The organism is Paraburkholderia sp. BL17N1 (genome assembly GCF_003634175.1).
GTDB lineage: Bacteria > Pseudomonadota > Gammaproteobacteria > Burkholderiales > Burkholderiaceae > Paraburkholderia.
The window spans coordinates 3,639,258-3,662,178 of record NZ_RBIW01000001.1; the positions used below are offsets into that span (position 1 = coordinate 3,639,258).

At 63.4% G+C, this 22,921-nt stretch carries 22 protein-coding genes; 13 read left to right on the top strand and 9 right to left on the bottom strand.

What is annotated here, in order from left to right; genetic code table 11:
- Nucleotides 1–67 precede the first annotated feature (67 nt).
- The gene (locus B0G82_RS16415) at nt 68–1,030 is read right to left on the bottom strand and encodes a Tim44-like domain-containing protein (protein ID WP_121307967.1); all 963 of its coding nucleotides are present in this window, start codon (nt 1,028–1,030) and stop codon (nt 68–70) included.
- Between the two features lie 87 nt (nt 1,031–1,117).
- Nucleotides 1,118–1,609 (bottom strand): CBS domain-containing protein, encoded by a 492-nt coding sequence (locus B0G82_RS16420; RefSeq protein WP_121307968.1) that lies wholly within the window; start codon nt 1,607–1,609, stop codon nt 1,118–1,120.
- A gap of 148 nt (nt 1,610–1,757) precedes the next feature.
- Here B0G82_RS16420 and nhaR point away from each other — a divergent pair, with 148 nt between their 5' ends.
- The 8 genes from nhaR (at nt 1,758) to B0G82_RS16460 (ending at nt 12,683) form a co-directional block, all read left to right on the top strand.
- Complete coding sequence (gene nhaR, locus B0G82_RS16425; RefSeq protein WP_121307969.1) at nt 1,758–2,654, top strand: transcriptional activator NhaR; 897 nt, start codon at nt 1,758–1,760, stop codon at nt 2,652–2,654.
- 65 nt (nt 2,655–2,719) lie between these two features.
- Nucleotides 2,720–3,121 (top strand): hypothetical protein, encoded by a 402-nt coding sequence (locus tag B0G82_RS16430; protein WP_121308725.1) that lies wholly within the window; start codon nt 2,720–2,722, stop codon nt 3,119–3,121.
- 589 nt (nt 3,122–3,710) lie between these two features.
- Entirely contained in the window at nt 3,711–6,029 is a 2,319-nt protein-coding gene (locus tag B0G82_RS16435; RefSeq protein WP_116141431.1) for a sigma-54 dependent transcriptional regulator, read from the top strand.
- On the top strand, nt 6,019–7,236 hold the full coding sequence (locus B0G82_RS16440) for a DUF917 domain-containing protein (protein WP_116141433.1): 1,218 nt from the start codon (nt 6,019–6,021) through the stop codon (nt 7,234–7,236). Before B0G82_RS16435 ends, B0G82_RS16440 begins: the two co-directional genes overlap by 11 nt.
- Nucleotides 7,233–7,970: an aspartate/glutamate racemase family protein gene (locus B0G82_RS16445; protein WP_121307970.1), complete on the top strand. Its 738-nt coding sequence runs from the start codon at nt 7,233–7,235 to the stop codon at nt 7,968–7,970. Before B0G82_RS16440 ends, B0G82_RS16445 begins: the two co-directional genes overlap by 4 nt.
- 872 nt (nt 7,971–8,842) lie before the next feature.
- On the top strand, nt 8,843–9,031 hold the full coding sequence (locus tag B0G82_RS16450) for a hypothetical protein (protein ID WP_121307971.1): 189 nt from the start codon (nt 8,843–8,845) through the stop codon (nt 9,029–9,031).
- Between the two features lie 449 nt (nt 9,032–9,480).
- Nucleotides 9,481–11,742, top strand: a complete 2,262-nt coding sequence (gene katG / locus B0G82_RS16455) for a catalase/peroxidase HPI (RefSeq protein WP_121307972.1) — start codon at nt 9,481–9,483, stop codon at nt 11,740–11,742.
- A gap of 248 nt (nt 11,743–11,990) precedes the next feature.
- Nucleotides 11,991–12,683 carry an NnrU family protein gene (locus tag B0G82_RS16460; RefSeq protein ID WP_121307973.1) on the top strand — a complete coding sequence of 231 codons (693 nt, stop codon included), beginning with the start codon at nt 11,991–11,993 and terminating at the stop codon, nt 12,681–12,683.
- 36 nt (nt 12,684–12,719) lie between these two features.
- On the opposite strand, the gene B0G82_RS16465 is transcribed toward B0G82_RS16460, so the two are convergent.
- Nucleotides 12,720–13,031, bottom strand: coding sequence for a hypothetical protein (locus tag B0G82_RS16465; RefSeq protein WP_121308726.1), 312 nt, complete (start codon nt 13,029–13,031; stop codon nt 12,720–12,722).
- A gap of 209 nt (nt 13,032–13,240) precedes the next feature.
- Between B0G82_RS16465 and B0G82_RS16470 the strand changes: the two genes are divergently transcribed.
- Together B0G82_RS16470 and B0G82_RS16475 are read left to right on the top strand one after the other, a co-directional pair.
- Nucleotides 13,241–13,480: a hypothetical protein gene (locus B0G82_RS16470; RefSeq protein WP_116117015.1), complete on the top strand. Its 240-nt coding sequence runs from the start codon at nt 13,241–13,243 to the stop codon at nt 13,478–13,480.
- A 168-nt stretch (nt 13,481–13,648) separates the two neighbouring features.
- Nucleotides 13,649–14,116: an NUDIX domain-containing protein gene (locus tag B0G82_RS16475; protein WP_241974596.1), complete on the top strand. Its 468-nt coding sequence runs from the start codon at nt 13,649–13,651 to the stop codon at nt 14,114–14,116.
- Between the two features lie 72 nt (nt 14,117–14,188).
- Here the strand turns inward: B0G82_RS16475 and B0G82_RS16480 are convergent, their stop codons facing one another.
- The 4 genes from B0G82_RS16480 to B0G82_RS16495 all read right to left on the bottom strand — a co-directional run bounded on the left by B0G82_RS16480 (nt 14,189) and on the right by B0G82_RS16495 (nt 17,758).
- Nucleotides 14,189–14,650 carry a hypothetical protein gene (locus B0G82_RS16480; RefSeq protein ID WP_121307974.1) on the bottom strand — a complete coding sequence of 154 codons (462 nt, stop codon included), beginning with the start codon at nt 14,648–14,650 and terminating at the stop codon, nt 14,189–14,191.
- A 336-nt stretch (nt 14,651–14,986) separates the two neighbouring features.
- Entirely contained in the window at nt 14,987–16,402 is a 1,416-nt protein-coding gene (locus tag B0G82_RS16485; protein ID WP_241974597.1) for a CHASE2 domain-containing protein, read from the bottom strand.
- Between the two features lie 106 nt (nt 16,403–16,508).
- Entirely contained in the window at nt 16,509–17,072 is a 564-nt protein-coding gene (locus B0G82_RS16490; RefSeq protein ID WP_116148474.1) for an OmpA family protein, read from the bottom strand.
- Nucleotides 17,073–17,119: 47 nt separating this feature from the next.
- Complete coding sequence (locus tag B0G82_RS16495) at nt 17,120–17,758, bottom strand: FecR domain-containing protein (protein WP_241974599.1); 639 nt, start codon at nt 17,756–17,758, stop codon at nt 17,120–17,122.
- Between the two features lie 149 nt (nt 17,759–17,907).
- Between B0G82_RS16495 and B0G82_RS16500 the strand changes: the two genes are divergently transcribed.
- On the top strand, nt 17,908–19,365 hold the full coding sequence (locus B0G82_RS16500; RefSeq protein ID WP_121307977.1) for an NCS1 family nucleobase:cation symporter-1: 1,458 nt from the start codon (nt 17,908–17,910) through the stop codon (nt 19,363–19,365).
- Between the two features lie 117 nt (nt 19,366–19,482).
- Here B0G82_RS16500 and B0G82_RS16505 read toward each other — a convergent pair whose 3' ends face one another.
- The gene (locus tag B0G82_RS16505; protein WP_121307978.1) at nt 19,483–20,853 is read right to left on the bottom strand and encodes an MFS transporter; all 1,371 of its coding nucleotides are present in this window, start codon (nt 20,851–20,853) and stop codon (nt 19,483–19,485) included.
- A 52-nt stretch (nt 20,854–20,905) separates the two neighbouring features.
- The gene (locus B0G82_RS16510; RefSeq protein WP_121307979.1) at nt 20,906–22,156 is read right to left on the bottom strand and encodes an amidohydrolase family protein; all 1,251 of its coding nucleotides are present in this window, start codon (nt 22,154–22,156) and stop codon (nt 20,906–20,908) included.
- Nucleotides 22,157–22,499: 343 nt separating this feature from the next.
- Between B0G82_RS16510 and B0G82_RS16515 the strand changes: the two genes are divergently transcribed.
- Together B0G82_RS16515 and B0G82_RS39715 are read left to right on the top strand one after the other, a co-directional pair.
- Nucleotides 22,500–22,706: a hypothetical protein gene (locus B0G82_RS16515; protein ID WP_106281325.1), complete on the top strand. Its 207-nt coding sequence runs from the start codon at nt 22,500–22,502 to the stop codon at nt 22,704–22,706.
- A gap of 40 nt (nt 22,707–22,746) precedes the next feature.
- A complete protein-coding gene (locus tag B0G82_RS39715; RefSeq protein ID WP_158608150.1) occupies nt 22,747–22,905 on the top strand; it encodes a hypothetical protein in 159 nt (52 codons plus the stop codon).
- The last annotated feature ends 16 nt before the right edge of the window (nt 22,906–22,921 follow it).

The following is a 22,921-nucleotide window of genomic DNA, read 5'->3' on the forward strand; positions in this document are numbered from 1 at the left end:
CAAGACGTGGAATGCATGAGGGGCAAAAAGCCGGCGCTTCTTCGCGCCGGCCTCAACCTTGCCGCTATCAGCCGATCTGCTGGATACCGGCCAGCCGCCACGCCTGATCACCTTGCGGCTGCTTGACCAGGTTCCAGATTTCCTGGAACGGCTGCGCGGTCTGTGCATCGTCTTCCCGGATCTGACCGTAAAAGCGCACGCTGACCAGCGTTCCATCCGGATTGCTTTCAGTGCTGAGCACCTCGGCTTCGAGTTGCGGCACTTCCGTACGGCTCGGCTCGCGGCCGCGCGCTTCCAGATCCTGCTTGAGACGCGCGAACATCTCCGGCGTCGTCAACTCGAACAGATCGCCCTGCTCGTTCCGGTCCCATGCACCTTGGAGCCGCATGAACATCGTCTTCGCCGAGCCGAGAAACGCCGCCTGATCCGGACCGGGCGAAAGCTCGGGCGCCTGCACGGTATCCGCTGCACCCGCCGCACCCATCGCGGCACGCGGCCAGCCCCGGAAATTCGTTTCAGGCCGCGCTTGACCCATCTGATTCAGAATTGGCGAGCCGCCAGTTTGCTGCCGGCTCGCGGCGCCGTGTCCATAAGCGAGATCCGGACGCCGCCGATTGGCGATAAAGCGGAACAGCATGACGCCCGCGAGAATCACCGCGCCGATCAGCAATGCATTGGACATCAATTGCGCGAGTCCCTCGCCAAGGCCAAACGATGACAGCAACGCCGCGATGCCGAGTCCGGCCGCGAGCCCGGCGAGCGGGCCCATCCAGCGATTACCCGCCGCGGCCGCCGGGGCCTGGGCGCTCTGCTGTGCCGGTTGAGCTTGCTGGCTGCGTTGTGCCGGCCCGGACGGCGACGCCGATTGCGATTGACGGCCGATGCTTTGGCTGCCGCCCACGCGCTTCGCTTCGGCATCGTTCGAAGCCATGGCACCGAGAGCAAGGAGCCCTGCGAGACCGAGCGCCGCCGTCCCGCGCGTCACTGCGCCGGCCGCACGTCGAAGGTGGTTGATGATCTGCGTGTACATATAAAGCCTCTTTGATTAGTCAGGGGACTGCGCGCTTCGCGCGCTCTTTTCCGTCGCGCCGAATGCATTACGAACAGTAATATTTTTTCAGGTGGCAAAACCGGCCGGCGAGTGCGTTTGTAAGCCGCGATGGCCGACCTGAACGCTGTTGCCATGAATGTAGTGCTCCAACTGCCGGATCGTGTCCTCCTGCTCCGCAATCAGGTTCTTGATCAGGTCGCCGATCGACACCATGCCGATCACCTGCCCTTGCGTAATGACAGGCAAGTAGCGGATCCGGTATTCCGTCATGAGGGCCATGCATTCCTCGGTGGTCTGCTCCGGGCCGACATAGCGCACGGTCGTCGACATGATGTCGCGCACCGGCGTATTCCTTGACGAACGGTGCATCAGCGCGATCTTGCGCGCGTAATCGCGCTCCGTGACGATGCCGGCCACGCGCCCGTTGTCGACGACGATGAGCGCGCCCACCCGGCGGTGAGCCATGATCGCGACCGCGTCGAAGACCGAAGCGGACGCCTGGGTCGACCAGACTGTCTGGGACGTTTTTGAACGCAGAAACTGTGCAACCGATGCCATCTGCCACCTCCGTCAACTATCGTGAGCCGCCCCGCATGAACCCTTGGGCGAGACCTCAATCTACCTGAACGTGAGATAACGTAAAATGCGTATTTTTTATAGAGATACTTCGAGAAAATCGTAGTGTTGTGTAATCTGTGGAGCAACTGTGAACTTCAAGCATCTGCATTACTTCTGGGTTGCGGCGCATGCGGGCGGCATCGTTCGAGCGGGCGAGCAGTTGCACATCTCGCCGCAAACGCTGAGCGGCCAGATCAAACTGCTCGAAGAAGCGCTGGATAAGAAGCTGTTCAGGAAAAGCGGCCGCACGCTCGAATTGACCGACGCGGGCCGCCTGGCGCTCGATTACGCCGACGAAATATTCTCGCTGGGCTCGGAGCTCGAAAGCGCCGTGCGGCGCGAGAACGAAGCGGGCCCGCAAACGCGGTTTCGCGTGGGCATTGCGGATTCGGTGCCGAAGGCGATCGCGTACCGGCTGCTGGAACCCGCGCTGAGCGCGTCCGTATCGCTGCGCATGATTTGCCACGAGGGCAAGCAGCATGCGCTGCTCGCGCAACTGGCCCTGCACCGCCTCGACCTGATTATCGCGGATGCCCCGATCCCCGCTGACGTCAATATCAAGGCGTTCAATCACCGCCTCGGCCGTTCCACGCTCAGTTGCTTCGGCACGAAGGCGCTGATTGCGAGCGGCAAGAAACGCTTCCCGCTGTCGCTTGGCCAGTTGCCGGTGCTGCTGCCCGGCACGGAATCGGCGGTGCGCCGCAAGCTCGATCACTGGCTGGCGTCTCATGCCATTTCGCCGCGCATCGTCGGCGAGTTCGACGACGGGGCGATGACCATAGCGTTTGCCCGCGAGGGCCGCGGCTTGCTGTTCGCGCCCACCGTGCTCGAAAGTCAGCTACAGGCCGAGCACAAACTCACGACGGTCGGGCAGATCAATTCCATCGTCGAGGAATTCTTTGCGATCTCGATCGAGCGCCGGATTAGCCATCCGGCAGTCGCGATGATTCTGGACGCGGCACGCAGCGAGCTGTTCAACGTCTAGCGGAGCATGCTTGCGGAGATGCCATTACAATCCAGCACTTCGACCCGACAAGCTTGATTCGCGCCATGAAATATCTCCTCGCATCGACCCTCGCGGCGCTCGTCGCGGCCGCAAGCACGGCTGCAACCGCGCAGACATCCGGGGGCAGCGACACACCCAGACTGCAGTGTGCGATCGGGTATGTCACCGGCATTGGCGGGTCGGCGCAGAGCTTTCGCGACTATCTGGCGACACCGGACAGAGACCGCTATCGCTTCCTCGCGGACAACCCGATTCAATGCAAGGTTTCCGACGAGGGTCGTGCGTCCGGCTGTACCGGCCTCACGAGCCTGCGGCACGAAAAGGTCAGCGTGTACGACGATATCGACAATGAGACGATGTCTGTCGTCGCGCGGGTGGAACTCGAACACGGCACGTATCCGGTGATCATCTCCGTGCGAAGACAGGACGTGAAGTGCGAGGAGTGAATGCGCTCACGCCCCGATCGCAGTGAATCAGTTTCGATGCTGCGCGAGAACTGAAATTCGGGCAAGCCCTGTTTCGAGCACGTCGCGGTTGTTGGCGTACCCGAGGCGCACATAGCATAGCCTTCCATCAGGATCTGCGCGGCGCGGCAGCGTGAGCGGCACACTCACTTTGATTCAAGAAGCATGACGGGGAAGCCGTTATCCGGGTAACGCATCGGCAACCGCCAGGCGCGTTTTTGCCGTCCCCAAGATACCCATTCGTGCCTTGCCCTTATACGCCATCTACTCCGCCTCCCGCCGAACGCGCGGCAGCGCCGCAAGCTTTCATTTCCCTCCACCCGGACAGCGCTGCACGGCGCGCAACACAATGCGATCAAATCCGCCAATGCGCCGTTGCGACGATTAATTTGGCAAAGGGCAAGATCGGCGACAAGCCGTCATACTCTGTCTCTTCTTGCAGCGGATGGTCCCGACAACGCATCCGGAAGACTTCACCGGCAACGCGCTCGAAGCATGACCGTCCGCTCCGTCGTCTCGACGGCAATTTCCGCGTAGCGCCAGACGCGGTTCACGTGGAGCGTCCTTTGCAATGAGTTACACCCCTGTCGTTCCGTTCGCCCACGACAAGGCTGATTCGGGCGCCTTCGTGGGCGGCGCCCCGGCGTTTCGCCAACTGGTCCGGATGATCGATCGGGTTGCCCCGACCGATCACCCTTTGCTCATTTTCGGCCCGACGGGTTCGGGTAAGGAACTGGTCGCGCGCCGGGTGCATGCGCACAGCCAGCGCCAGGATCAACCGTTCGTCGACGTCAACTGCGGCGCGATTCCCGAGAACCTCGTCGAAGCCGAACTGTTCGGGCATGTGAAAGGCGCGTTCACCGGCGCGGCCGAAAACCGCCCGGGACTTTTTCAGCAGGTCGGCAAGGGCACGCTGCTGCTCGATGAAATCGGCGAACTGCCGCTCGCGCTGCAACCGAAACTGTTACGCGTGCTTGAAACGCGGACCTTCCGTCCGATCGGCTCATCCACCAGTCTGAATTTTGCGGGGCGCGTCGTCGCCGCGACCCATCGCGACCTGCGCGAACTCGCGCGCGAAGGGCTATTTCGCGAAGACCTGTTCTACCGGCTCGCGGTGTTCGTGCTCGCGGTCCCCGGACTCGAGCAGCGCATCGAGGACATCCCCGCGCTGGTCACTCACTTCGCAGCGCAGCACACGCGCCGTCTCGAGTTCTCGCCGGCTGCCGTCCGGCGGCTCTGCCAGCATTCGTGGCCGGGCCATATCCGGCAATTGCGCAACCTGATCAGCCAGTTGAGCGTGCTCGCCGAAAACACGCTGATCGATGTCGACTCGCTCGAGCCGTTTCTCGCCAATGAAACCAGCGGGCCGGTCTCGCGCGCGAGTCTCGCCGACATGCTGTTGCAGCTCGACGGCCGCGACAAGCTCGCCGCCGCCGAAGACCTTCTGATCGACCGCGCGCTCGAGCGGACCAGCGGCAACAAGAGCGCGGCCGCCACCCTGCTCGGCGTCGGGCGCAAGACCATCGAGCGGCGTTTGAAGTCGCGCGAGGAACACCACAGGGAAGCGCGCAAGTGTCTCGAACACGCGAGCGCGCTGATCGAGGAGTCGAAGTTCGCGGAAGCGATCCCACTGCTGCGCCGTTGCCTCGACCTGCTGCAGACGCCTCACGAACAGGAGGCCGTGCGCCGTTTGCAGTTCGACGCCTACCGCTTGCTCGGCATGAGCTTGCGCAGCGTGCACGGCTGGCTCTATGCGGAGGCCACCGCCTGCTACGCCGCCGCGCTGACGATCGGCGAAGGCGTCTGCGAACCCGCCGAAATCGCCGCGATCCAGTTCGGCATCTGGACCACCCAGCTGACGACGCTCCAACTCAAGCAGGCGCGCGGCACCGCGCAGAACATGCTGGAGCGCGCACAGAACGGCGGCGACCGGGTTTCGCTCGACGAAGCCCACGTCGCGATGACCAACACCCTCTTCTGGCTCGGCGACAGCGAGGAAGCGCTGGCCTGTCTCGCGCGCGGCAACCTGCTCGGCGTGGGACGCAACGACACCCGTACCGGCTCGCAAGGGATCGATCTCGCCAGCCTCGCGTTGACTTTCGAAGGACTGGCCGCGTATCAGATCGGCGCATTCGGCCAGGCGCGGCGGGCCATGGAGATGTTGATCCTGCGCGCGTCCGAACCGGGCGCGCACGCGCTCGCGCATGCCGTCAACCTGCAGGGCGCCGCGTGGCTCGCCTGCCTGTTCGACGACGTGGACCGGCTCGGGCATCTCGCGAGCGAACTCGAATCGGTGTCGATCGCGAACGGCTTTGCGTTTTATCGCGGCGTCGGCCAGGTGCTGCGCGCCTGCCACCTCAGTGCGCTCGGCCATTCCGACGAAGCGGAGACCGTGATGCTCGACGGCTACGACAACCACGTCGTGTGCAACGGCGGTGCGCTGTTCTATTCCTTCAAGACGTGGCAGCACGGTGAGCTGCTGCTGCGCGCCGGCCGCGCGAAGACCTGCGAGGCGATTCTCGCCACCGCGATCGACGAGACTCTCGCCCGCCAGGAGCGCGTCTATCTGGGCGAACTGCTGGTCACCCGGGCGCGCGCGCAGTGGGCTCTCGGTGACGTGAACGCCGCCGAACTCGGCCTGCGCACTGCGCTGTCCACCGCGCTCGCGTTCGGTTCGGTGCCGGCGCGCGTGGACGCCGCGCGCTATCTCGCCGATCTGCTGCGCTCCACCGGCCGCAGCGCCGAAGCCATCGACACGCTCGAGCGCGGCTTGCGCTCGCTGACCACGGATCCGACCACTCGCGTCACCAACGCTGCGACTCTGCTTGCCGAACTTCAACTGGACGCTTCTCTCAACCTCGACAGTAAAGGAATCGCAAATGGCATATGAATTACGCCGGGAAGATCTGGAACCGCTGCTATTGGGAGCAGCGTTCTTCGGCAGCGGCGGCGGCGGCACGATCGAATCCGCGCGGCATCTCGCCGAGCACTTCGTGACCGGCGACTATTACCCCACCGACACGGTCAAGGTCGTGTCGGTCGACGAGGCCACCGAGGGTGCGGCCGTCATGGTCGCATACCTCGGCGCGCCTGAAGCGATCAACTCCGCGACGTATCCGCTCGGCCCCGTGACGGCCGTGCAGAACGTCCAGGCCCGGCTCGCCTCGCAATCGACCAAGCTCGCCTACGTCATGCCGCCGGAAAGCGGCGCGCTGGGCTTCACCGTGGCGGCGCTGGTGGCGGCGAAACTCGGCCTCGCGGTGATCGACGCCGACGGCGCCGGCCGCGCCGTGCCCTCGCTGCCGATGCTCACCTTCGCGGCCGCCGAGATCGATCCGCGACCGGCGTTTCTCGTGAGCCAGGGCGGCCTGTGCGTCGAACTCGACGTGACGCCGCGCAACAGCAATCAGGGCGGCCCGACGCATCAGCGCGACGTCTCGGCGATCGTCGAGCAGATGATGCGCCCGGTCGTCGCCGACCCCGAGTTCGGCCAGTTCGGCGGTCTCGCGATGTGGGTGATGAAGCCGGCCGAGATCCGCCGCGCCACGCCGATCCATGGCACCTTGACGCGCGCGCTGGAACTCGGACGCGCGTTGCAGGCCGGCCGCATCGGCAGCGCCCAGCAGATGACCGGCTATCTCGCCGAGCATTGCGGGCTCGCCGCGCGCGCCATCTCCGAGCCCGGCGAACTCGTTTCGGCCGAGGTGGATACGAGCGGCGGCTTCGACGTCGGCAAGGTGCACATTCAGGCCGGCCAGCGGACCTATACGGTGCTGTATCAGAACGAGTCGCTGCTCGCGTGGGATAGCGCCAATCCGCAGCCGATCGTGTTGTCGCCGGACAGCGTCGCGTATTTTGTCGGCGGCGAAGGTCAGGCGATCTTCAGCAACGGCGATCTGCTTCAGCAAGACGGTTCGTTGAACCCCGCGATCGGCAAGCGCCCGGTGACGCTGATCGCCTGGCGTGCCGAAGCCGAGTTGCGCAAGCCCGGCCTGATCCTCGACAGCTTCATGCAGTTGCTGAACACGCTCGGCTATCTCGGGCCGTACGTGCCGCTTGAAACGCTCCACACCGCACGCAAGGGGGACGCATCTTGAGCGCGCCTTCGAACTCACCTATCCGCATCTGCGTGCTCGTGCCCGTCGCCACGTCGGCGTACAACGACCGCATCATGAAGGCTATCGCGCCGGTCTTGCCGCCGGACGTGCAGGTCGAGATCCGCAATATCGCCACCGGGCATCCCGATATCGAGAACCGTACGAACTGGCTGCAGAACGGCATGCCGGTGGTCGAACTCGCGCAGGCGATCGCCAACGACGGCTTCGACGGCATCTGGCTGACCGACTTCGACATGTGCGGCGTCGAGGCCGCGCGCGAAGTGATCGATATTCCGATCATCGGCGGCTTTCCAGCTGCGGCCTTCACCGCGCTCGCGCTCAGCCAGCGCTTCTCGATCATCACGATCCTGCAAAGCACGCTGGCGATGCAGCGCGGTCATCCGCAGACCTACGGCATCCAGGACAACTTCGCGTCGATCCGTGCGATCGATTGCCCGGTCTCGCAGCTCGACAACATCGACGTGGTGGTCGTTCGCACCTTCGAGGCGGCGCTGAAGGCGATCAAGGACGACGGCGCACAAGCCATTCTGCTCGGCTGCACAGGTTTCGTGGACGTCGCGAGCCGCGTGTCCACGCTGCTTACCGAGGCGCTCGGCGCGTATGTGCCGGTGATCGATCCGAATCAGGCCGGCTTCAGCTTCCTCGTGTCGCTGGTGCGCATGAAGGTACGTCCCAGCCGGTTGACTTACAGCAAGGTCAGTCTGCAGTCGTAAGCCGCGCGCTTTTATCGTTGTGCCCATCCGAAGCGGCGTGCTTGCCGCTCCGGATTCTCCCGCATTCCCCTCCCTGCCTCCTCGCTCCCATCGCTTTCGCCCCCGCCTGGACGAAAGCGCCCGCGCGTCATGCCCGATACGGTCAAATGGACGATATCGTCCAATCTTGAGGTCGTTCATGGACGAGACTGACCACTTGCGCGTTTGAAACTTGCAGGCACTGCCGCCTGGCGCCGGATAGACGCCTGGCACGGTCATTGCTTAAATGGTGGGACGACGAGCCGCCTGAAAATGCAACCTAGACGGGCGGCTTGCGGAACATGCAGCAAATCCGTCAGACAAGTCGGGGGACCCTGAGAGACCAACCAGATCACGCGCTGCAAAGCGTTCGACACACCGACATCCGGTGACATGCGGATTGCCGCTGAATCACCGACGTAGCCGAACCTTGGCCCCTCAGTTTTTACCAAGGCCGTTCGGTTAGTGATCCGAACCATAGTCGCCGCGCTGATCGAGTCCAACGACGCCGTGTCGTTGGCAACAGACCGAGAGAGGGCTGTGCTGTTGTTGTAGCTGTGAATGTCGTGTGTCGACGCATCGCGACCGAATGCTTCCATAGAGAGGATCGTTGCGATGCGTCACCGCGAAATGGCGGACTCCGTCTGGCTATGCACCGGGCGAGACGCCACGGGGCGCGGCCGTCGTTGCCTTCCCTTGCGGGGACAAGCAGCGACGGCTTGCTCTTCTTATTGGGCCGCGTCACACACGGCGCATTCGCCCATCCAGAATCTGCTTTTTGCAACCCTACGCGCCGTCAGATTGTTAGCGACGGCGTGAGCGGACCACACTAGCCATTCACGGGGATTCAAACAATGCACCACCACATTTTCGAACGCGAGCTGGTTCATCTGGAACGCGTCATTGCCAGCGGGTCACGAGAACCGTTCCCGCCCACCTACTGGCGCGATCGCGTCGAACATCTGAAAAACTGTCCGCACGCGCCGCTGTTCAGCTATCGCGTGGCCCGCCTGACCCGTCTCGTCGCCGCACTGAACGGTTAAGCGCCGCCTTCGATGCCTGGCGGCGGACCTACTCTGTCCGCCGCCTAACCCCTCCTTCCCTTCATCGTCGATGCCGCCCGCTTTGTCCGCCCCAGCGATGGGGCCGGACAGCACGCGCTATGGCACCGAAAGCACGCCGTATTTCATAGGCGTGTACTATCGCCGGCATTGCCTTAATCTCATTCTATTGGTGGTGAGTCTCACCTATATTTTGAGCAGCAGCAGCAGGCACGGCGACGCGAACTATCCTCGTCCAAAGCATGCGATGACATGCGCAACGGATGGAGACCCTATGCGTCATGTAATCGCAGCGGTACACCCAGTACACTCACGAGAGCCCACCGGGTAATGCTCCGGCTGCTTGTCGGCGCGAGATCGTGCAATGCGCCATAGGAGACAGACGCCGCGACAGAACAAACGGTGGGTACGTCCTCACAAGGAGATAGCGCATGTCAAGCGAAGCAAAGTGCCCGTTCAACCATGCCGCCGGCGGCGGCACGACGAACCGTGACTGGTGGCCCAAACAACTGCGGCTGGACCTGCTGAGCCAGCACTCCAGCAAGTCGGACCCGCTGGACGAAAGCTTCAATTACGCCGAGGCTTTCAAAAGCCTCGATCTGGCCGCGGTAAAGAAGGACCTCGCCGCGCTAATGACCGATTCGCAGGACTGGTGGCCGGCCGACTTCGGCCACTACGGCCCGCTCTTCATCCGCATGGCCTGGCACAGTGCCGGCACGTACCGCATCGGCGACGGCCGCGGTGGCGCCGGGCGCGGCCAGCAGCGTTTCGCGCCGCTCAACAGCTGGCCGGACAACGTCAGCCTCGACAAGGCGCGCCGCCTGCTCTGGCCGATCAAGCAGAAGTACGGTCAGAAGATTTCCTGGGCCGATCTGCTGATCCTGACCGGCAATGTCGCGCTTGAAACCATGGGCTTCAAGACCTTCGGCTTCGGCGGCGGTCGCCCGGACACGTGGGAGCCGGATCAGGACGTCTACTGGGGCAACGAAAAGACCTGGCTGGGCGGCGACGTCCGTTATGGCAAGGGAGCCGCGGGCAATGAAGACGACGGTGGCGTGATCGTCGCCGACGTCGAAAAGCACGGCGAAGAAGTCAGCCGCGACGACAACGGACGCATCCTGGAATGTCCGCTGGGCGCTGTGCAGATGGGTCTGATCTACGTCAACCCGGAAGGCCCGGACGGCAATCCGGACCCGCTTGCCGCCGCATATGACATCCGCGAAACCTTTGCTCGCATGGCCATGAACGACGAGGAAACCGTCGCGCTGATCGCCGGCGGCCACACTTTCGGCAAGACGCACGGCGCCGGTCCGGCCGATAACGTCGGTCCCGAACCCGAGAGCGCGGAACTCGAGGAACAGGGGCTAGGCTGGAAGAACAGTTATGGCTCCGGCAAGGGCGCCGACACGATCACCAGCGGCCTTGAAGTCACCTGGACCACCACGCCGACGAAGTGGAGCAACAACTTCTTCGAGAACCTGTTCAAGTACGAGTGGGAGCTGACCAAGAGCCCGGCCGGCGCCAACCAGTGGGTTGCCAAGGGTGCCGACGAGACAATCCCGCATGCTCACGATCCCTCGAAGAAGCAGCGGCCGACGATGCTCACCACCGACCTCGCGCTGCGCCTCGACCCGGCCTACGAGAAGATTTCGCGGCGCTTCCTGGAAAATCCTGACCAGCTCGCCGATGCCTTCGCCCGCGCATGGTTCAAACTGACGCACCGCGACATGGGACCGCGCGCCCGCTATCTCGGACCGGAAGTGCCCGCGGAAGAACTGATCTGGCAGGATCCGATTCCGGCAGTGGACCATCCGCTGGTCGACGAACAGGACATCGCCTCGCTCAAGCAGAAGATTCTCGCGTCGGGGCTGCCGGTGTCGCAACTGGTGTCGACGGCGTGGGCGTCGGCGTCCACCTTCCGCGGCTCGGACAAGCGCGGCGGCGCGAATGGTGCGCGTATTCGCCTCGCCCCGCAGAAAGACTGGGCCGTCAACCAGCCCGAGCAGTTGGCCAAGGTACTGAAGACGCTCGAAGGCATCCAGAGCGAATTCAACGGCGCGCAGTCCGGCGGCAAGAAGGTGTCGCTCGCCGATCTGATCGTGCTGGCCGGCAATGCCGGCATCGAGCAGGCGGCAAAGAACGCCGGCCATCCGGTGACGGTGCCGTTTGCGCCGGGCCGCATGGACGCCTCGCAAGACCAGACCGACGTGGAATCCGTCGGCGCGCTCGAACCCGTCGCCGATGGTTTCCGCAATTATGTGAAGGAGAATATCAAGGTCCCGGCCGAGGCATTGCTGATCGATAAAGCGCAATTGTTGACGCTGACCGCGCCGGAAATGACGGTGCTGATCGGCGGCTTGCGCGCGCTGAACGTCGGGACCGGCCAGAATCCGCAAGGCACCTTCACCGACAAGCCGGAAACGCTGACCAACGACTTCTTCCGCAACCTGCTCGACATGGGCACGGAATGGAAACCGGTCTCGCCGGCGCGTACCGTCTTCGAGGGACGCGACGCCAAAACCGGCGCGGTGAAGTGGACCGGTAGCCGCGTCGATCTGGTGTTCGGTTCGCATGCCCAGTTGCGGGCGCTGTCCGAGGTCTACGCCAGTGAAGACGGCAAGGAGAAGTTCGTCCGAGACTTTGTCGCCGCATGGGTCAAGGTGATGAACCTCGACCGCTTCGACCTCGCCTGAACGGGCGGCGCGCTTCCGTCAGGGTTGCTACCCTGACGGAACGCGGCCCCATCGGGTGAAAATAAACTGCCAGGTTACGGTGCGAGTTCCGATGTATGTATCGGAGGCGCACCGTTTGTTTTTTGCGCGGCAATGCTGGAGTGTGCGAGAGTGGCGGACGGGCGAAGCCCTGTTTCAAGGTCGCGAGCCCATGCACCGCGCCGTCGACCATGACGGCGCCGCGGTCAACCACTTGAGGAGCCGTGTCAATGGGAAGCATCAGCGCCGTCGCGGCAGCGGCAATCGCCTTTCTGGGCAGTCACTTTCTCCTGTCTCATCCGTTGCGCAGGCCGTTGGTCGGCGCGATCGGCGAAACGCCGTTCCTGGGTGTCTATTCGCTGGTCGCGTTCGTGACGCTCGGCTGGCTGATCGTGGCTTACGTCAAGGCACCTCTCTCCGCGCCGCTATGGCCGGTAGGAGACGGGCTCTGGGCGATTGCGACCGTGGTCATGCTGATCGCGTCGATCCTGCTGATGGGTTCCCTGATACGCAACCCGGCGCTGCCCACCGGCGGCCGGCCCGGTCCGTTTCCCGACGTGGCGCGCGGCGTGTTCGCGGTAACGCGCCACCCGATGATGTGGTCGATCGCGCTGTGGGGGCTGTGCCATATCGCCGTGTTTCCGGTGGCCAAGAACGTCATCCTTGCAGCGGCCATGGTGGTTCTCGCGCTGGTCGGCGCTGCGCTGCAGGACCGGAAGAAGGAGCGGCTCCAACCGGAACTCTGGCGCGCATGGGAATCGCAGACCAGCTACCTGCCGTTCGCGGCGGTCGCCGCCGGCCGCGCGCGGCTGGGCGGGTTCGGCATGCATGCGCTGCTGGGCGGCCTGGTCGTCTGGCTTACGGCGACCTGGGCTCATATCCCGCTCACCGGCTGGGCCGCGGGCATCTGGCGCTGGCTGTAGACGCAGTTTCGGCAGTGGCGCAGCTAACGCCGCGCTTCATGCCATTGCATGTCGACTCGATGCGAGCGGCTCTCTGCTCGTCGACCTGAAGTCGGCTGCCTGAAGTGCAACGGTATTGGAACCGCAGACCGAACGCTTCTCGCTGGCCCGGGCCAGGATGCGCGTCAGATGCGAATAGAAATGCTGCAGTTGTTTCGCGTCCGAAGCGTGGGGTTCGAGGTCGAACACATTTTCGAGCGCGCGGCGCGATACATGGAAACGTTGAAGTCCGTGGACGATGCGAATCTGAAAGACAACGCCGTCACTATTGTGCGGCACTGCTGCCCAAATGAGCGAATCGCTACTCATGGAGCCCCCGTAGATCATGTCGGATCAATAATTCGTCAATTCATGTTCGCATATCTCGGCGCGCGGCGAATCTTTTCAAAATTATGACGCTTCGCGATTCGACGTTTTTACCACGGTCGGCATATTGCAGTGCAGCAAATACCTGTAGACTGAGGGTGGGGCAACTGCAATCGTGCACCCATGGTCGCAATATGACGGGAGAATGCGCCATGACGACTTCTCAGTCTTCACACACTCCAACCGTCCCCGTGTTGCATGTCTTCGAGCAAGCCGGAGGCTGGCATTGGGGCATCACGGTTCCGCGCGCGAAGGGAAGCGGATTCAAACTGATCGCCTTCAGCGAAACAACCTTCGCGGTCGAGGACGCCGCTCGCACGGACGGGAGCCAGGCGTTGGAAAGCCTCGCGGACAGCAGCGCGCGCGACCGGATCACTACCGACATCGCGTGATGTTCATTGGCCTTCGATCGAAGGCGCCACAATATTGTCACACTTTAAAACGACGATCGATGATCGCGCCGTCCATGGCCGGACGGGCGGCATGGCGCGCAGATTTTGTCGCCGTCCCGACGATAGTGCCTGCTGTGTGGCCCGCATCGCCCGACCCAGGCATGCGACATGCTCGACGCAACGCGGCACAAAAACATGAGAGACACTGTGAAGCAACGAGCGACTGTTGTCTGCCAGCTTGGCAGGCGAATCCTCCTGGTCAGCCGGGAAGGCACGCGTTGGTCGCTGCCCGGCGGCAGGCCCGAGACAGGGGAAGATCTGCGTGAAACCGCAATGCGCGAATTGATGGAGGAAACGCGCCTTCTTGCGAGGGACATGCGGTATCTGTTCGGCTTCACCGGCATTCACACGTGCCACCACGTATTCGTCGCGACGCTTGCCGATGGCGACCAGCCCGTGCCCAGCAACGAAATTACGCGTTGTACCTGGGCGAAGGTCGCGGAGGTGGGCGCGCTGCCGGTCAGTACTTCGACGAAGGGAATCGTCGAAGTACTGACCATGGCGTCCAACGGTGCATCGAGACTGCCCGGCGACTATAGCCACGCAGCCGATCTCGCCGTCCACTTCTCTCGCTGATCGAACCGCCAGCGCGCAGCATATAGCGACTCGCAGGGCCGGCGCTTGCAACGAGCCGGCGCTCGCCAATGCCTACGACTTCGCCGGGCGCCCGGTCTTGACCTGCTCCACTGCGGACACGGCCGCGAGAAGACGCTTCAATGCCGCGGATTCGAGCAGAACCAGTCCGGCACGCAGGATTTCGCCCTTCTTCACGGACACGCCGGCTGCCAGGCATTTCTGTTTCAATGCAGCAATCTTGTCGTAGTCCGATTTCGGCATGGTGAAGCTGTCGCGCACGACTTTCTCTTTTTTCGCGCGCTTTTCTTTGACCGCCACGGCTGCTTTGACAGTCGCCGCTGCGTCGGCGGCAACCTTCTTTTCCTTCGACACTTTCTTCGCGCTCGCGCTCGCGCTCTTCTTTTTCACCGCGACGGTCGCAGTGGGTTCGGCAACCTTGCCCTCAGTTTCGGGCGTGGTTTCGGGGGCGGTGTCGGCACCCTTCGGGAAGTGAAAAGTCTTCTTCGTTGCTTTCTTCAGGCTCGGTGCGCTCATAAAAATATCCCTATAAAAATTAACGGTATAAACAGTATATACGGTTATTGGCGGAGAAAGTTTCACGCGCGGAACATGGCCCGATTACGCGCTCACCCAGCGCAGCAACCATGATCTTCGATTCGTTGCGCTGCAGCGTAGCGACCCGGATTCGCCACGCGTGCGCGACGTGAATTTCGCCGGCCTCGGCTTAGTGCGTGTCGTCACCCAGCCGCCACGATTCGATGGAATAATGACGTTTCGTGCTCGCCTGGATGACTCGTAGAATTGCAGCCGGATGTGCTGCAACCCGACCTCATTCAGGGGGGCGCGCTTCGACTGCAACCAGAGTCTCTTTCAAGCTTCCGGCGCTTTGCCGGTGCGATCGCCGCCTTCTTCACACCCGTGCGCGGGCGCGGTTTCCGTTCTGACTGGGTCGTCGGCGTGAAGCAATGCGGGCGTAAGAAAGCTGCCCATGACGGCGGACAGAATAATGAAAATCGAAGCCGCGTCGACCAGCAGCCCGAAGCGGATAAAAATCAGAAAGCAGCACAACACGTTCAGCAGGTGCAGCAGTAAGCCCAGCACGGTGGATCCCTTCGGGACGGTCCGCATGAACACCGCGAAGCGCGACTGGCGCCGCGGCACATACCAGATGATCAGCAGCCCGAACGTCATGATGAAGGCGCTTTCCGCCCATTTCAGCCAGGTGGGCCGGCGCAGGAACCGTCCCTCGACAATCGTCTCGATCACTTGCGCCTGAATCTCGATACCCGGCACCAGTTCCCGCAGTGCGGTCGTGCGCATGTCGGTCAAGCCGGCACCTGTCAGGCCGACGAGCACCAGCTTGTTGCGGATCCGGTCGGGGTCGACCTTCCCTTGCAGGACGTCGCGTGCCGACACATAGCGGCCGAGCGTCGAGCGAATGGATGCGAAATGCAGCCAGATGTCGCCGCCGGGCTGCGTGGGCACCTGCACGTCAGCGACGCCCACCGCCTGCACGCCCGACGAGTCGGCAAAGACGTCGATCGCGGATGATCCGGTGGCGAGACGCAGCATTTCCATCGGCAGGCTGGGGACGAGCTTGTCCCTCAAGCCCATGACGAGCGGAATATGCCGCACCACGCCCTGCTCGAGCGCCACGCTCAACATCGCCTGTCCGTGAGCCGCCGCCTGCAATTCCGGCAGGCTGGCGAGTACATAGTCGTAGCGTTGCACCGAGTCGAGCGGGTCGGCGCCGTGCACGAGGATCGGCGCGCTGCGCATGTCGGTGCGGGCCGCAAACCCGGCATGATCGAGCGGCGCGGCGCCCAGTATGGTCGGCGCCGCGCGCAACGAGCGCGCGAGAATGGCTTCGTGGCTCGGCAGCGCCCGCAAGCCTGCGGCCAGCGCCGCTGCCGATTTGGGCAGATCGGCGGCCACCTTGTCGGGCGAGGTCTGATCCGGCTCGGGCATGTAAATGTCGAGGCCGATTGCCAGCGGTTTCAGTGCGTCGATCTCATCGACCAGCGTTGCGAGTCGGTCTCTCGGCCACGGCCATTGACCGACGCTCGCCAGTGTCTCCTCGTCGATCTCCACGATAGTCACGGGCTGCGCAGTCGGAACGCGCGGGTAGTGACGCTGATACTGGTCGAACAGAATTTGCCGGGCTGTTTTGAAAGAGTCGGGCAGCGTCTCGTCGATCGTGTCGACGAAAGCCGGGCGCGGTATGTCGCTCGGCCATTCGCTGGTGAGATTGAGCAGGCTCAGGCCGAACAACAATGCCAGTGCCACCGGGCGCCCCTGGGCCGACCTCAGCAGATGCCTGGTCCGCGCAACCCATGGGGCGAAGTAGCGTTTCATCGACGGCACGACCATTGAACACGCGGTCTGGCGCGAGTCATTGGATGGTGATGACCGCGCGCCGGTTCATGCGATGGGGCACCCCATCCGCCGTGGGGACCAGCGGCTCGCGCTTGCCACGGGCTGCGGTCTCGATCCGTTGGGCGGGAATGCCTTGCTTGATCAGGAACGCGGCAACCGTCTGCGCCCGCTGCATGGACAGTCTGTCATTGAATTCCTGCGACCCGGCCAGGTCGGTATGACCGACCACCACGAGTTGAGGCGCGGGCCAGGTCGCGAGGACCGTCTTCAGTTTCTGCACGGTGGCGACCGACTCCGGGGCCAATTCGGTGGCGGAGTCGAACAGAAAATAGATCGTGAATGTCATGGGCCGCGGCGGCCGGGCTGCGAGCAGTTCGCCGTAGCGCGCCTGCACGCTGGACTGGCTATCCACCGTTGTCTCGATGCTGCCGCCCTTCGTGACGTCGACGCCGGCGTAAGCCTTGTCGATGGTCTGTTCGCCGGTGGCGCTGTGAACCACCACCGCGCCGACCTTGCCGTCGGGATCCGGCAATAGAATAATTTTGTCCGGAGTACTACACGCGGCCAGCGAAGCGAGCATGACGCATGCCGCTGCCCACGCCAGCCCGTAACGTCGAATCGCGGCCTTCAACGCGCGCCCTCCCCTTTACCGCCGACTTCGATGATGAACTCGGTGCCGCGCACGCCGAGCGTGGTAGTCGGCGTGCTGAACCGGACGGCATCCGGATTCGATTTCGCCAGCTTGCCGGAAATCACGGCGAGGGAACCGCGTTTAACGGAAGCGTCGAGCACGCCGCCATGGGTCGTGGTATTGAAGGCGAATTGATTGAGGTCGAGAATGGTATCGGCGCCGGCCGAGAGCTGGGTCGTGTCGCGCAGTGTGATGCCGACGGAGGATTGCGGACCGGTCACGATCCGATCCTTGCCATACACCTCGCTGCCGATCGCCGCGCCCGAACTTGCGCCGGACCGCTCGATCTGCACCGTGCCCTTGACCGTCTTGACGACGCCGGCGGCATCGTCGGCCAGGGCGTCCGGGATAGACAGGCATCCGCAGATAAGGAACAACGCGTAGTGAGTGGCCTGGAGACGCATCGATGGCACCTGATGGCGTAAACGTGCATTGCGCGCGACAGCGCGACTCCCTGATGTCGGCGGAGACTTCTCTGCGCCATCGATCAGACTAGCGCCGGGTCCGGGCCCGCTCTGTGCGCTTCCGCGCATATCGTCGCGGGACAGGCGCTGGCAGCGAGTTTGCGTCCGCATGCTCCTCGCTTTAGGGTTAACCCATTCAGCCCTGCGCAGCAAACTGCATACAGTTCTGGCATACGAGCCTGCTTCAGACGCGGGGGTAGTGCCGCCCGGGGACTTCCGGCGGCGTTTCCTCAGTTCCACGAACTCAAAGGAGATGACAAATGGAAATCCGCGACCCTTCGCCCGGCCTCTACAACGAAGATCTCGCCCCTTCAAGGGTGCGCAACTGGGGTGCCTTCAGCATTTTCAACGTCTGGACCTCGGACGTGCACAGCCTCTGGGGCTACTACCTCGCCGCCAGCCTGTTCCTGCTGTGCGGCACGTTCACGAACTTCGTGCTGGCGATCGGGATCGGCTCGCTGGTGATCTACGCGTTGATGAACCTGATCGGCTACGCGGGCGAGAAGACGGGCGTGCCTTATCCGGTACTGGCGCGTGCTTCTTTCGGCGTGTGGGGCGCCAATCTCGCGGCGCTGGTGCGCGCCGTGGTGGCCTGCTTCTGGTACGGCGCGCAGACGGCCGCGGCGGCGGGCGCGCTGGTCGCGCTGCTCATCCGCAACGACAGCCTGATGGCGTTCTACAAGGGCACGCACTCCCTCGGCCACTCGGCGCTGGAGGTGATCTGCTACGTGGTCATCTGGGCGCTGCAACTGCTCATCATCCAGAAGGGCATGGAGACGGTACGCAAGTTCCAGGACTGGGCCGGCCCGGCTGTGTGGGTCGCGATGCTGATTCTGGCGATCGGGCTGTGCGTGAAGGCCGGCGGCTTCTCGTTCTCGCACGGCATTCCGATGGACGTGCTGCTCGATAAAACCAGAGACGCCGGTGTCAGCGGCGATCCCGGCTCGTTCTGGGCGCTGATGGCGGTGGGCGCGACCTGGATCACCTACTTCGCGGCGCTGTACCTGAACTTCTGCGACTTCTCGCGCTACGCGAAGAATCGCGACGCCGTGAAGAAAGGCAATCTGTGGGGCCTGCCGGTCAATCTGATCGCGTTCTCGCTGGTCGCCGGCATCACCACCATCGCCGCCTTCAAGGTGTATGGCGAGGTGCTGCTGCACCCCGAGCAGATCTCCGCCAAATTCGATAGCTGGGTACTGGCGTTCATCGCCGCGCTGACCTTCGCGGTCGCCACGCTGGGCATCAACGTGGTCGCCAATTTCGTCTCGGCCGCGTTCGACATCTCCAACGTGTTCCCCAGGCAGATCAGTTTCAAAAAAGGCGGCTACATTGCCGCGGCCATCGCGCTGGTGCTCTACCCGTTCGCGCCGTGGGAAGGCAACGCCGCACACTTCGTCAACGCGATCGGCGCGACGATGGGCCCTTTGCTGGGCATCATTCTCGTCGACTACTATCTGGTGGCCAAGGGCAACATCAACGTGGCGGCGCTTTATCAGGAGCACGGCGAGTACCGTTACGAAGGCGGCTGGAACGTCAACGCGTTGATCGCGGCGGCGATCGGCAGCGTGTTTTCGACCTTTCTACCGAACTTCACCACGCTGCTGCCGGTCTGGTGGAATACCTACGGCTGGTTCTTCGGCGTGCTGATCGGCGGCGGCACGTATCTGATCATGGCAACGCTGCGGCCGCGCACGGCGGTCGCGCCGACCCGCGCTTGAGGGTGGCTCACAGGGCTGGACGCGGTGCCGCGCGTTCAGCCCTTTGTGATTCGAGCATTCGCGCGCGCCCCTTCGCGCAGGTGGACTGGTCGTCGCGATAACCGCGCCTGCTTTCTCTCACGGATTGATCTGCCCTGCTGCAATGTCTTCGAGCGATCTTCCACGCGTCGGCACGCCCATGAGCAACACAGCCAGCGCGCCGATCAGCAGCACCAGCGTCGTCGCCCCGAACACGCCGGCAAAACCCAGCCGCGGATAGACGTACCCGACGAGGATAGGCGCGGCGATCGCACCCAGCCGGCCAATCGACGAAGCGAGCCCGGTGCCTGTCGCGCGCACGTCGGTGGGAAACACTTCCGGGGTATAGGCATAAACGCCGGCATAGGTGCCGTTCATGAAGAACGAAAGCAGGATGCCCGACACCATGATGCCTGTATCCGTACCCGTCAACGCGAGCCCGAGCGCCGAGATGCCGCCCAAGATCATGTACGACGCAATCGTCGCCTGCCGGCCGATCTTCTCGTTGAGCCACGCGCCCGAAAAGTATCCGGGAATCTGCGCAATGTAAATCACGAGCGAATACGAGAAGCTCCGCGTGATCGTCATTCCGTTCTGAACGAGCAAACCGGGAATCCACGTGAAAAACGCGTAGTAGCTGAACGTGATGGATAGCCACATCAGCCAGGTCATGGCCGTGATGCGCGCGAGCTTCGCTGCCCATAACGCCTTGACGTTGGCGATGACCGAGGCTCGTCCGGCGGCGAGCGGAACGGCCTCCTCGCGCACGGCAGGCAGTGGCTCCAACCGCACGCCGGCCTTCGTCACCTCCGCTTCCATGCGCGACACGATCGCATCGGCTTCCGCGTGCCGGTCGCGTGCCTCGAGCCAGCGCGGCGACTCGGGTAACGCGCGGCGCCACCAGAGCAGCATCACGATGGGCAGCGCCGTGATGACCATGACCGCGCGCCATGCATTGGGTGCGAGCGGGATCACCAGATAGCCGAGCAGTGCAGCCGCCACGAAGCCAAACGAGAAAAATCCCGCGAGGCTGCCGGTGAAACTGCCGCGATACCGTCGCGCCACGAACTCCGAGAGGAACGGCGCGACAATCGCGCTTTCCGCTCCCGTCCCCAGCCCGGCGACAATGCGCGTCGCCAGAAAAAAGCCCCAGTCGTTTGCGAGCGCGCTGGCAAGCGAGGCGACACAGTAGATCACGAGCGCATACATCATGACCTTGCGTCGGCCGATGATGTCGCCGAGCATGCCCGCGAGCATCGCGCCGAAGAAATAGCCCATGAACGTACCGCTTCCCAGCACCCCGGTCTGCACGCTAGTCAAGCCCCATTGTGTGCGCAGCACCGGAAGCAGGAACGCGAGCACGGCGGCATCCATCGCGTCGAAGGTGTAGCCGAGGCCGCCCATCAGCAACAAACGGCGGTGAAAACCTGAAAACGGCAATCGCTCGATACGGGCGGCAATCATCGACATGGGGCAAGCTCCGATCAGGACACGGGGGCGGCGCGCACGCGCGCGGGTACGGTCAAGCGCTTTCGAGTTCGTTGACGAAGATCCGGCCGTCCTTCATGACGAGCGGAATATGCTCGCCCTGACCTAACAGGCAATTGACGGACTTCAAAGGATTGCCGTCGACCACCAGCAGATCGGCATGCGCGCCCGGCATGATTTTGCCGAGCTTGTCCTGCATGCCGAGCACTTCCGCGCCGACGAGCGTCGCGCTCGCGATCACTTCGGCCGGCGACATGACGTCGGCCAGAATCCGGAACTCATCGCTTTGCAGCCGTTGCGCCTCGCCGAGCAGGTCCGTGCCGAAGCCCAGTTTCACGCCGGCGCGCTTCATGATTTCGATCGAATGCAGACCCGCGCCATGCACGTCCGCGACCTTCGCGATGCTGGCCGGAGGCAGTCCGTACTTCTCGCCTTCGCTGGCGAGCGCGTCGTAAGTGACGAGAGTGGGCACGACATACGCGCCGTGCTCTGCGACGAGGCGTGCGGTCTCTTCGTCGATCAGATTGCCGTGTTCGATCGTGCGCACGCCGCACCGCACAGCGCGCGCGATCGCCGCGGGCGTATAGGCATGCGCGAGCACGTACGTGCCACGCCCCTGTGCTTCGGCGACGATGGCGCGGATCTCGTCTTCCGAGTAACCGAATGCGCCGACGGGATCGGTGGGTGAAGCCACCCCGCCCGACGCCATGATCTTGATCTGGTCCGCGCCCATCTGCAGCTCCTCGCGCACGGCGCGGCGCACTTCATCGACGCCGTCCGCCACGCGGCCGAGCGCGCCCACTCGCACGCAGCATCCGCAGGGGGCATCGGGCGGCATGTAGTCGGAGCGGGCGCGCGGATCGGCGTGACCGCCCGTCTGGCTCAACGCGCGGCCGGAGACGAAAAGGCGCGGACCTTCGATGAGCCCCGACTCGACCGCCTGCTTGAATGGATACCCCGCTCCGCCCGCGTCGCGCACGGTGGTGAAACCGCGCCGCAGCATCGCGCGCATGATCGGCACGGCGCGCAGCGTGACGAGCACATTGGGGAGCGTCGCCACGCGCGGCAAGTTGAATTCGATCGCAACGACATGCACATGCAGATCGATCAGACCCGGCATGATCGTTTTGCCTTTGACGTCGATCACATGCGCGCTGCTGCTTTTGATCGGCTTGTCGGAGACTTCGCGCACGAAGCCATCCTCGATGAGAATTTCAAAGCCTTCCAGCAGATCAGGACGGGTGGGATCGAGAAGCGCGCCGTTACGTAGGACGAAGGTGGTCAACTGATGTCTCCTTCAGGTTTCGATCGCGGCGCCCGGCATACGGGCCTCGCTTCGAGTAGAGAGGCTGGTGTATGGAAGCGCTGCCAGGCTATTCGTCAGGACAGATGTCGCACGCATTAAGTATGCGCTGACGAACCCATGACGCAAAGCGGATCGAAAAAAGCTTTTCCCACATGTTGATCTTTCGCTGGCCTGAGCATTAAGATGGGCACCTCGGCGCGCGACATGCCGTGCAGATGCACGATGACATCGCGCAGCCGACACCTCGAATTGATCCTGCTCGCAACACGAGGTCAATGGATCAGGTTCCCAGCCAGGCAGCAAGCTCAGCCAGGAGACAACGATGCTCAGTCCACACGAATTTGCGACCCTTATGTTGCTCAAGGATGCACCGGATCTGCTGAGTCTGGACGGTGCCGATCTGGAAGCGCTTCTGGAGCGCCAACTCGTCACGCTGGAAGACCTCGCTTCCGGGCAGCAACGCCCGCTCATTACCGCTGACGGACAGATATTTCTGAAGGCCGCCGCTCGTATCCCGAACGACGAATGACACGTATCGCTTGATCAGTTTCACAGTCAAGGAGTGTTGCATGGCCGAATCAGCGGCGGGAATCGTCGTGGGTCTATGCGGGTTGGGCGTCGCCATGCTGCTGGTCGCCGGACATTATTGGCGCGAGATGAGCAGGCGCCGCCAACTCAGGCGGATGGACCATCGCGACTGCTGGGAAGTGATGCGGCACAGGCGCTGAAGGCGCGCTAGCCGCT

Excerpts from the sequence above, each read along its gene's own strand:
- B0G82_RS16465 (WP_121308726.1), bottom strand. The coding sequence starts at position 13,031 with ATGAGTAGCGATTCGCTCATTTGGGCAGCAGTGCCGCACAATAGTGAC.
- B0G82_RS16490 (WP_116148474.1), bottom strand. The coding sequence starts at position 17,072 with ATGCTCGCTTCGCTGGCCGCGTGTAGTACTCCGGACAAAATTATTCTA.
- B0G82_RS16415 (WP_121307967.1), bottom strand. The coding sequence starts at position 1,030 with ATGTACACGCAGATCATCAACCACCTTCGACGTGCGGCCGGCGCAGTG.
- B0G82_RS16470 (WP_116117015.1), top strand. The coding sequence starts at position 13,241 with ATGACGACTTCTCAGTCTTCACACACTCCAACCGTCCCCGTGTTGCAT.
- B0G82_RS16500 (WP_121307977.1), top strand. The coding sequence starts at position 17,908 with ATGGAAATCCGCGACCCTTCGCCCGGCCTCTACAACGAAGATCTCGCC.
- B0G82_RS16480 (WP_121307974.1), bottom strand. The coding sequence starts at position 14,650 with ATGAGCGCACCGAGCCTGAAGAAAGCAACGAAGAAGACTTTTCACTTC.
- katG (WP_121307972.1), top strand. The coding sequence starts at position 9,481 with ATGTCAAGCGAAGCAAAGTGCCCGTTCAACCATGCCGCCGGCGGCGGC.
- B0G82_RS16450 (WP_121307971.1), top strand. The coding sequence starts at position 8,843 with ATGCACCACCACATTTTCGAACGCGAGCTGGTTCATCTGGAACGCGTC.
- B0G82_RS16420 (WP_121307968.1), bottom strand. The coding sequence starts at position 1,609 with ATGGCATCGGTTGCACAGTTTCTGCGTTCAAAAACGTCCCAGACAGTC.
- B0G82_RS39715 (WP_158608150.1), top strand. The coding sequence starts at position 22,747 with ATGGCCGAATCAGCGGCGGGAATCGTCGTGGGTCTATGCGGGTTGGGC.
- B0G82_RS16435 (WP_116141431.1), top strand. The coding sequence starts at position 3,711 with ATGAGTTACACCCCTGTCGTTCCGTTCGCCCACGACAAGGCTGATTCG.
- B0G82_RS16475 (WP_241974596.1), top strand. The coding sequence starts at position 13,649 with ATGCTCGACGCAACGCGGCACAAAAACATGAGAGACACTGTGAAGCAA.
- B0G82_RS16495 (WP_241974599.1), bottom strand. The coding sequence starts at position 17,758 with ATGCGGACGCAAACTCGCTGCCAGCGCCTGTCCCGCGACGATATGCGC.
- B0G82_RS16515 (WP_106281325.1), top strand. The coding sequence starts at position 22,500 with ATGCTCAGTCCACACGAATTTGCGACCCTTATGTTGCTCAAGGATGCA.
- B0G82_RS16440 (WP_116141433.1), top strand. The coding sequence starts at position 6,019 with ATGGCATATGAATTACGCCGGGAAGATCTGGAACCGCTGCTATTGGGA.
- B0G82_RS16460 (WP_121307973.1), top strand. The coding sequence starts at position 11,991 with ATGGGAAGCATCAGCGCCGTCGCGGCAGCGGCAATCGCCTTTCTGGGC.
- B0G82_RS16505 (WP_121307978.1), bottom strand. The coding sequence starts at position 20,853 with ATGTCGATGATTGCCGCCCGTATCGAGCGATTGCCGTTTTCAGGTTTT.
- B0G82_RS16430 (WP_121308725.1), top strand. The coding sequence starts at position 2,720 with ATGAAATATCTCCTCGCATCGACCCTCGCGGCGCTCGTCGCGGCCGCA.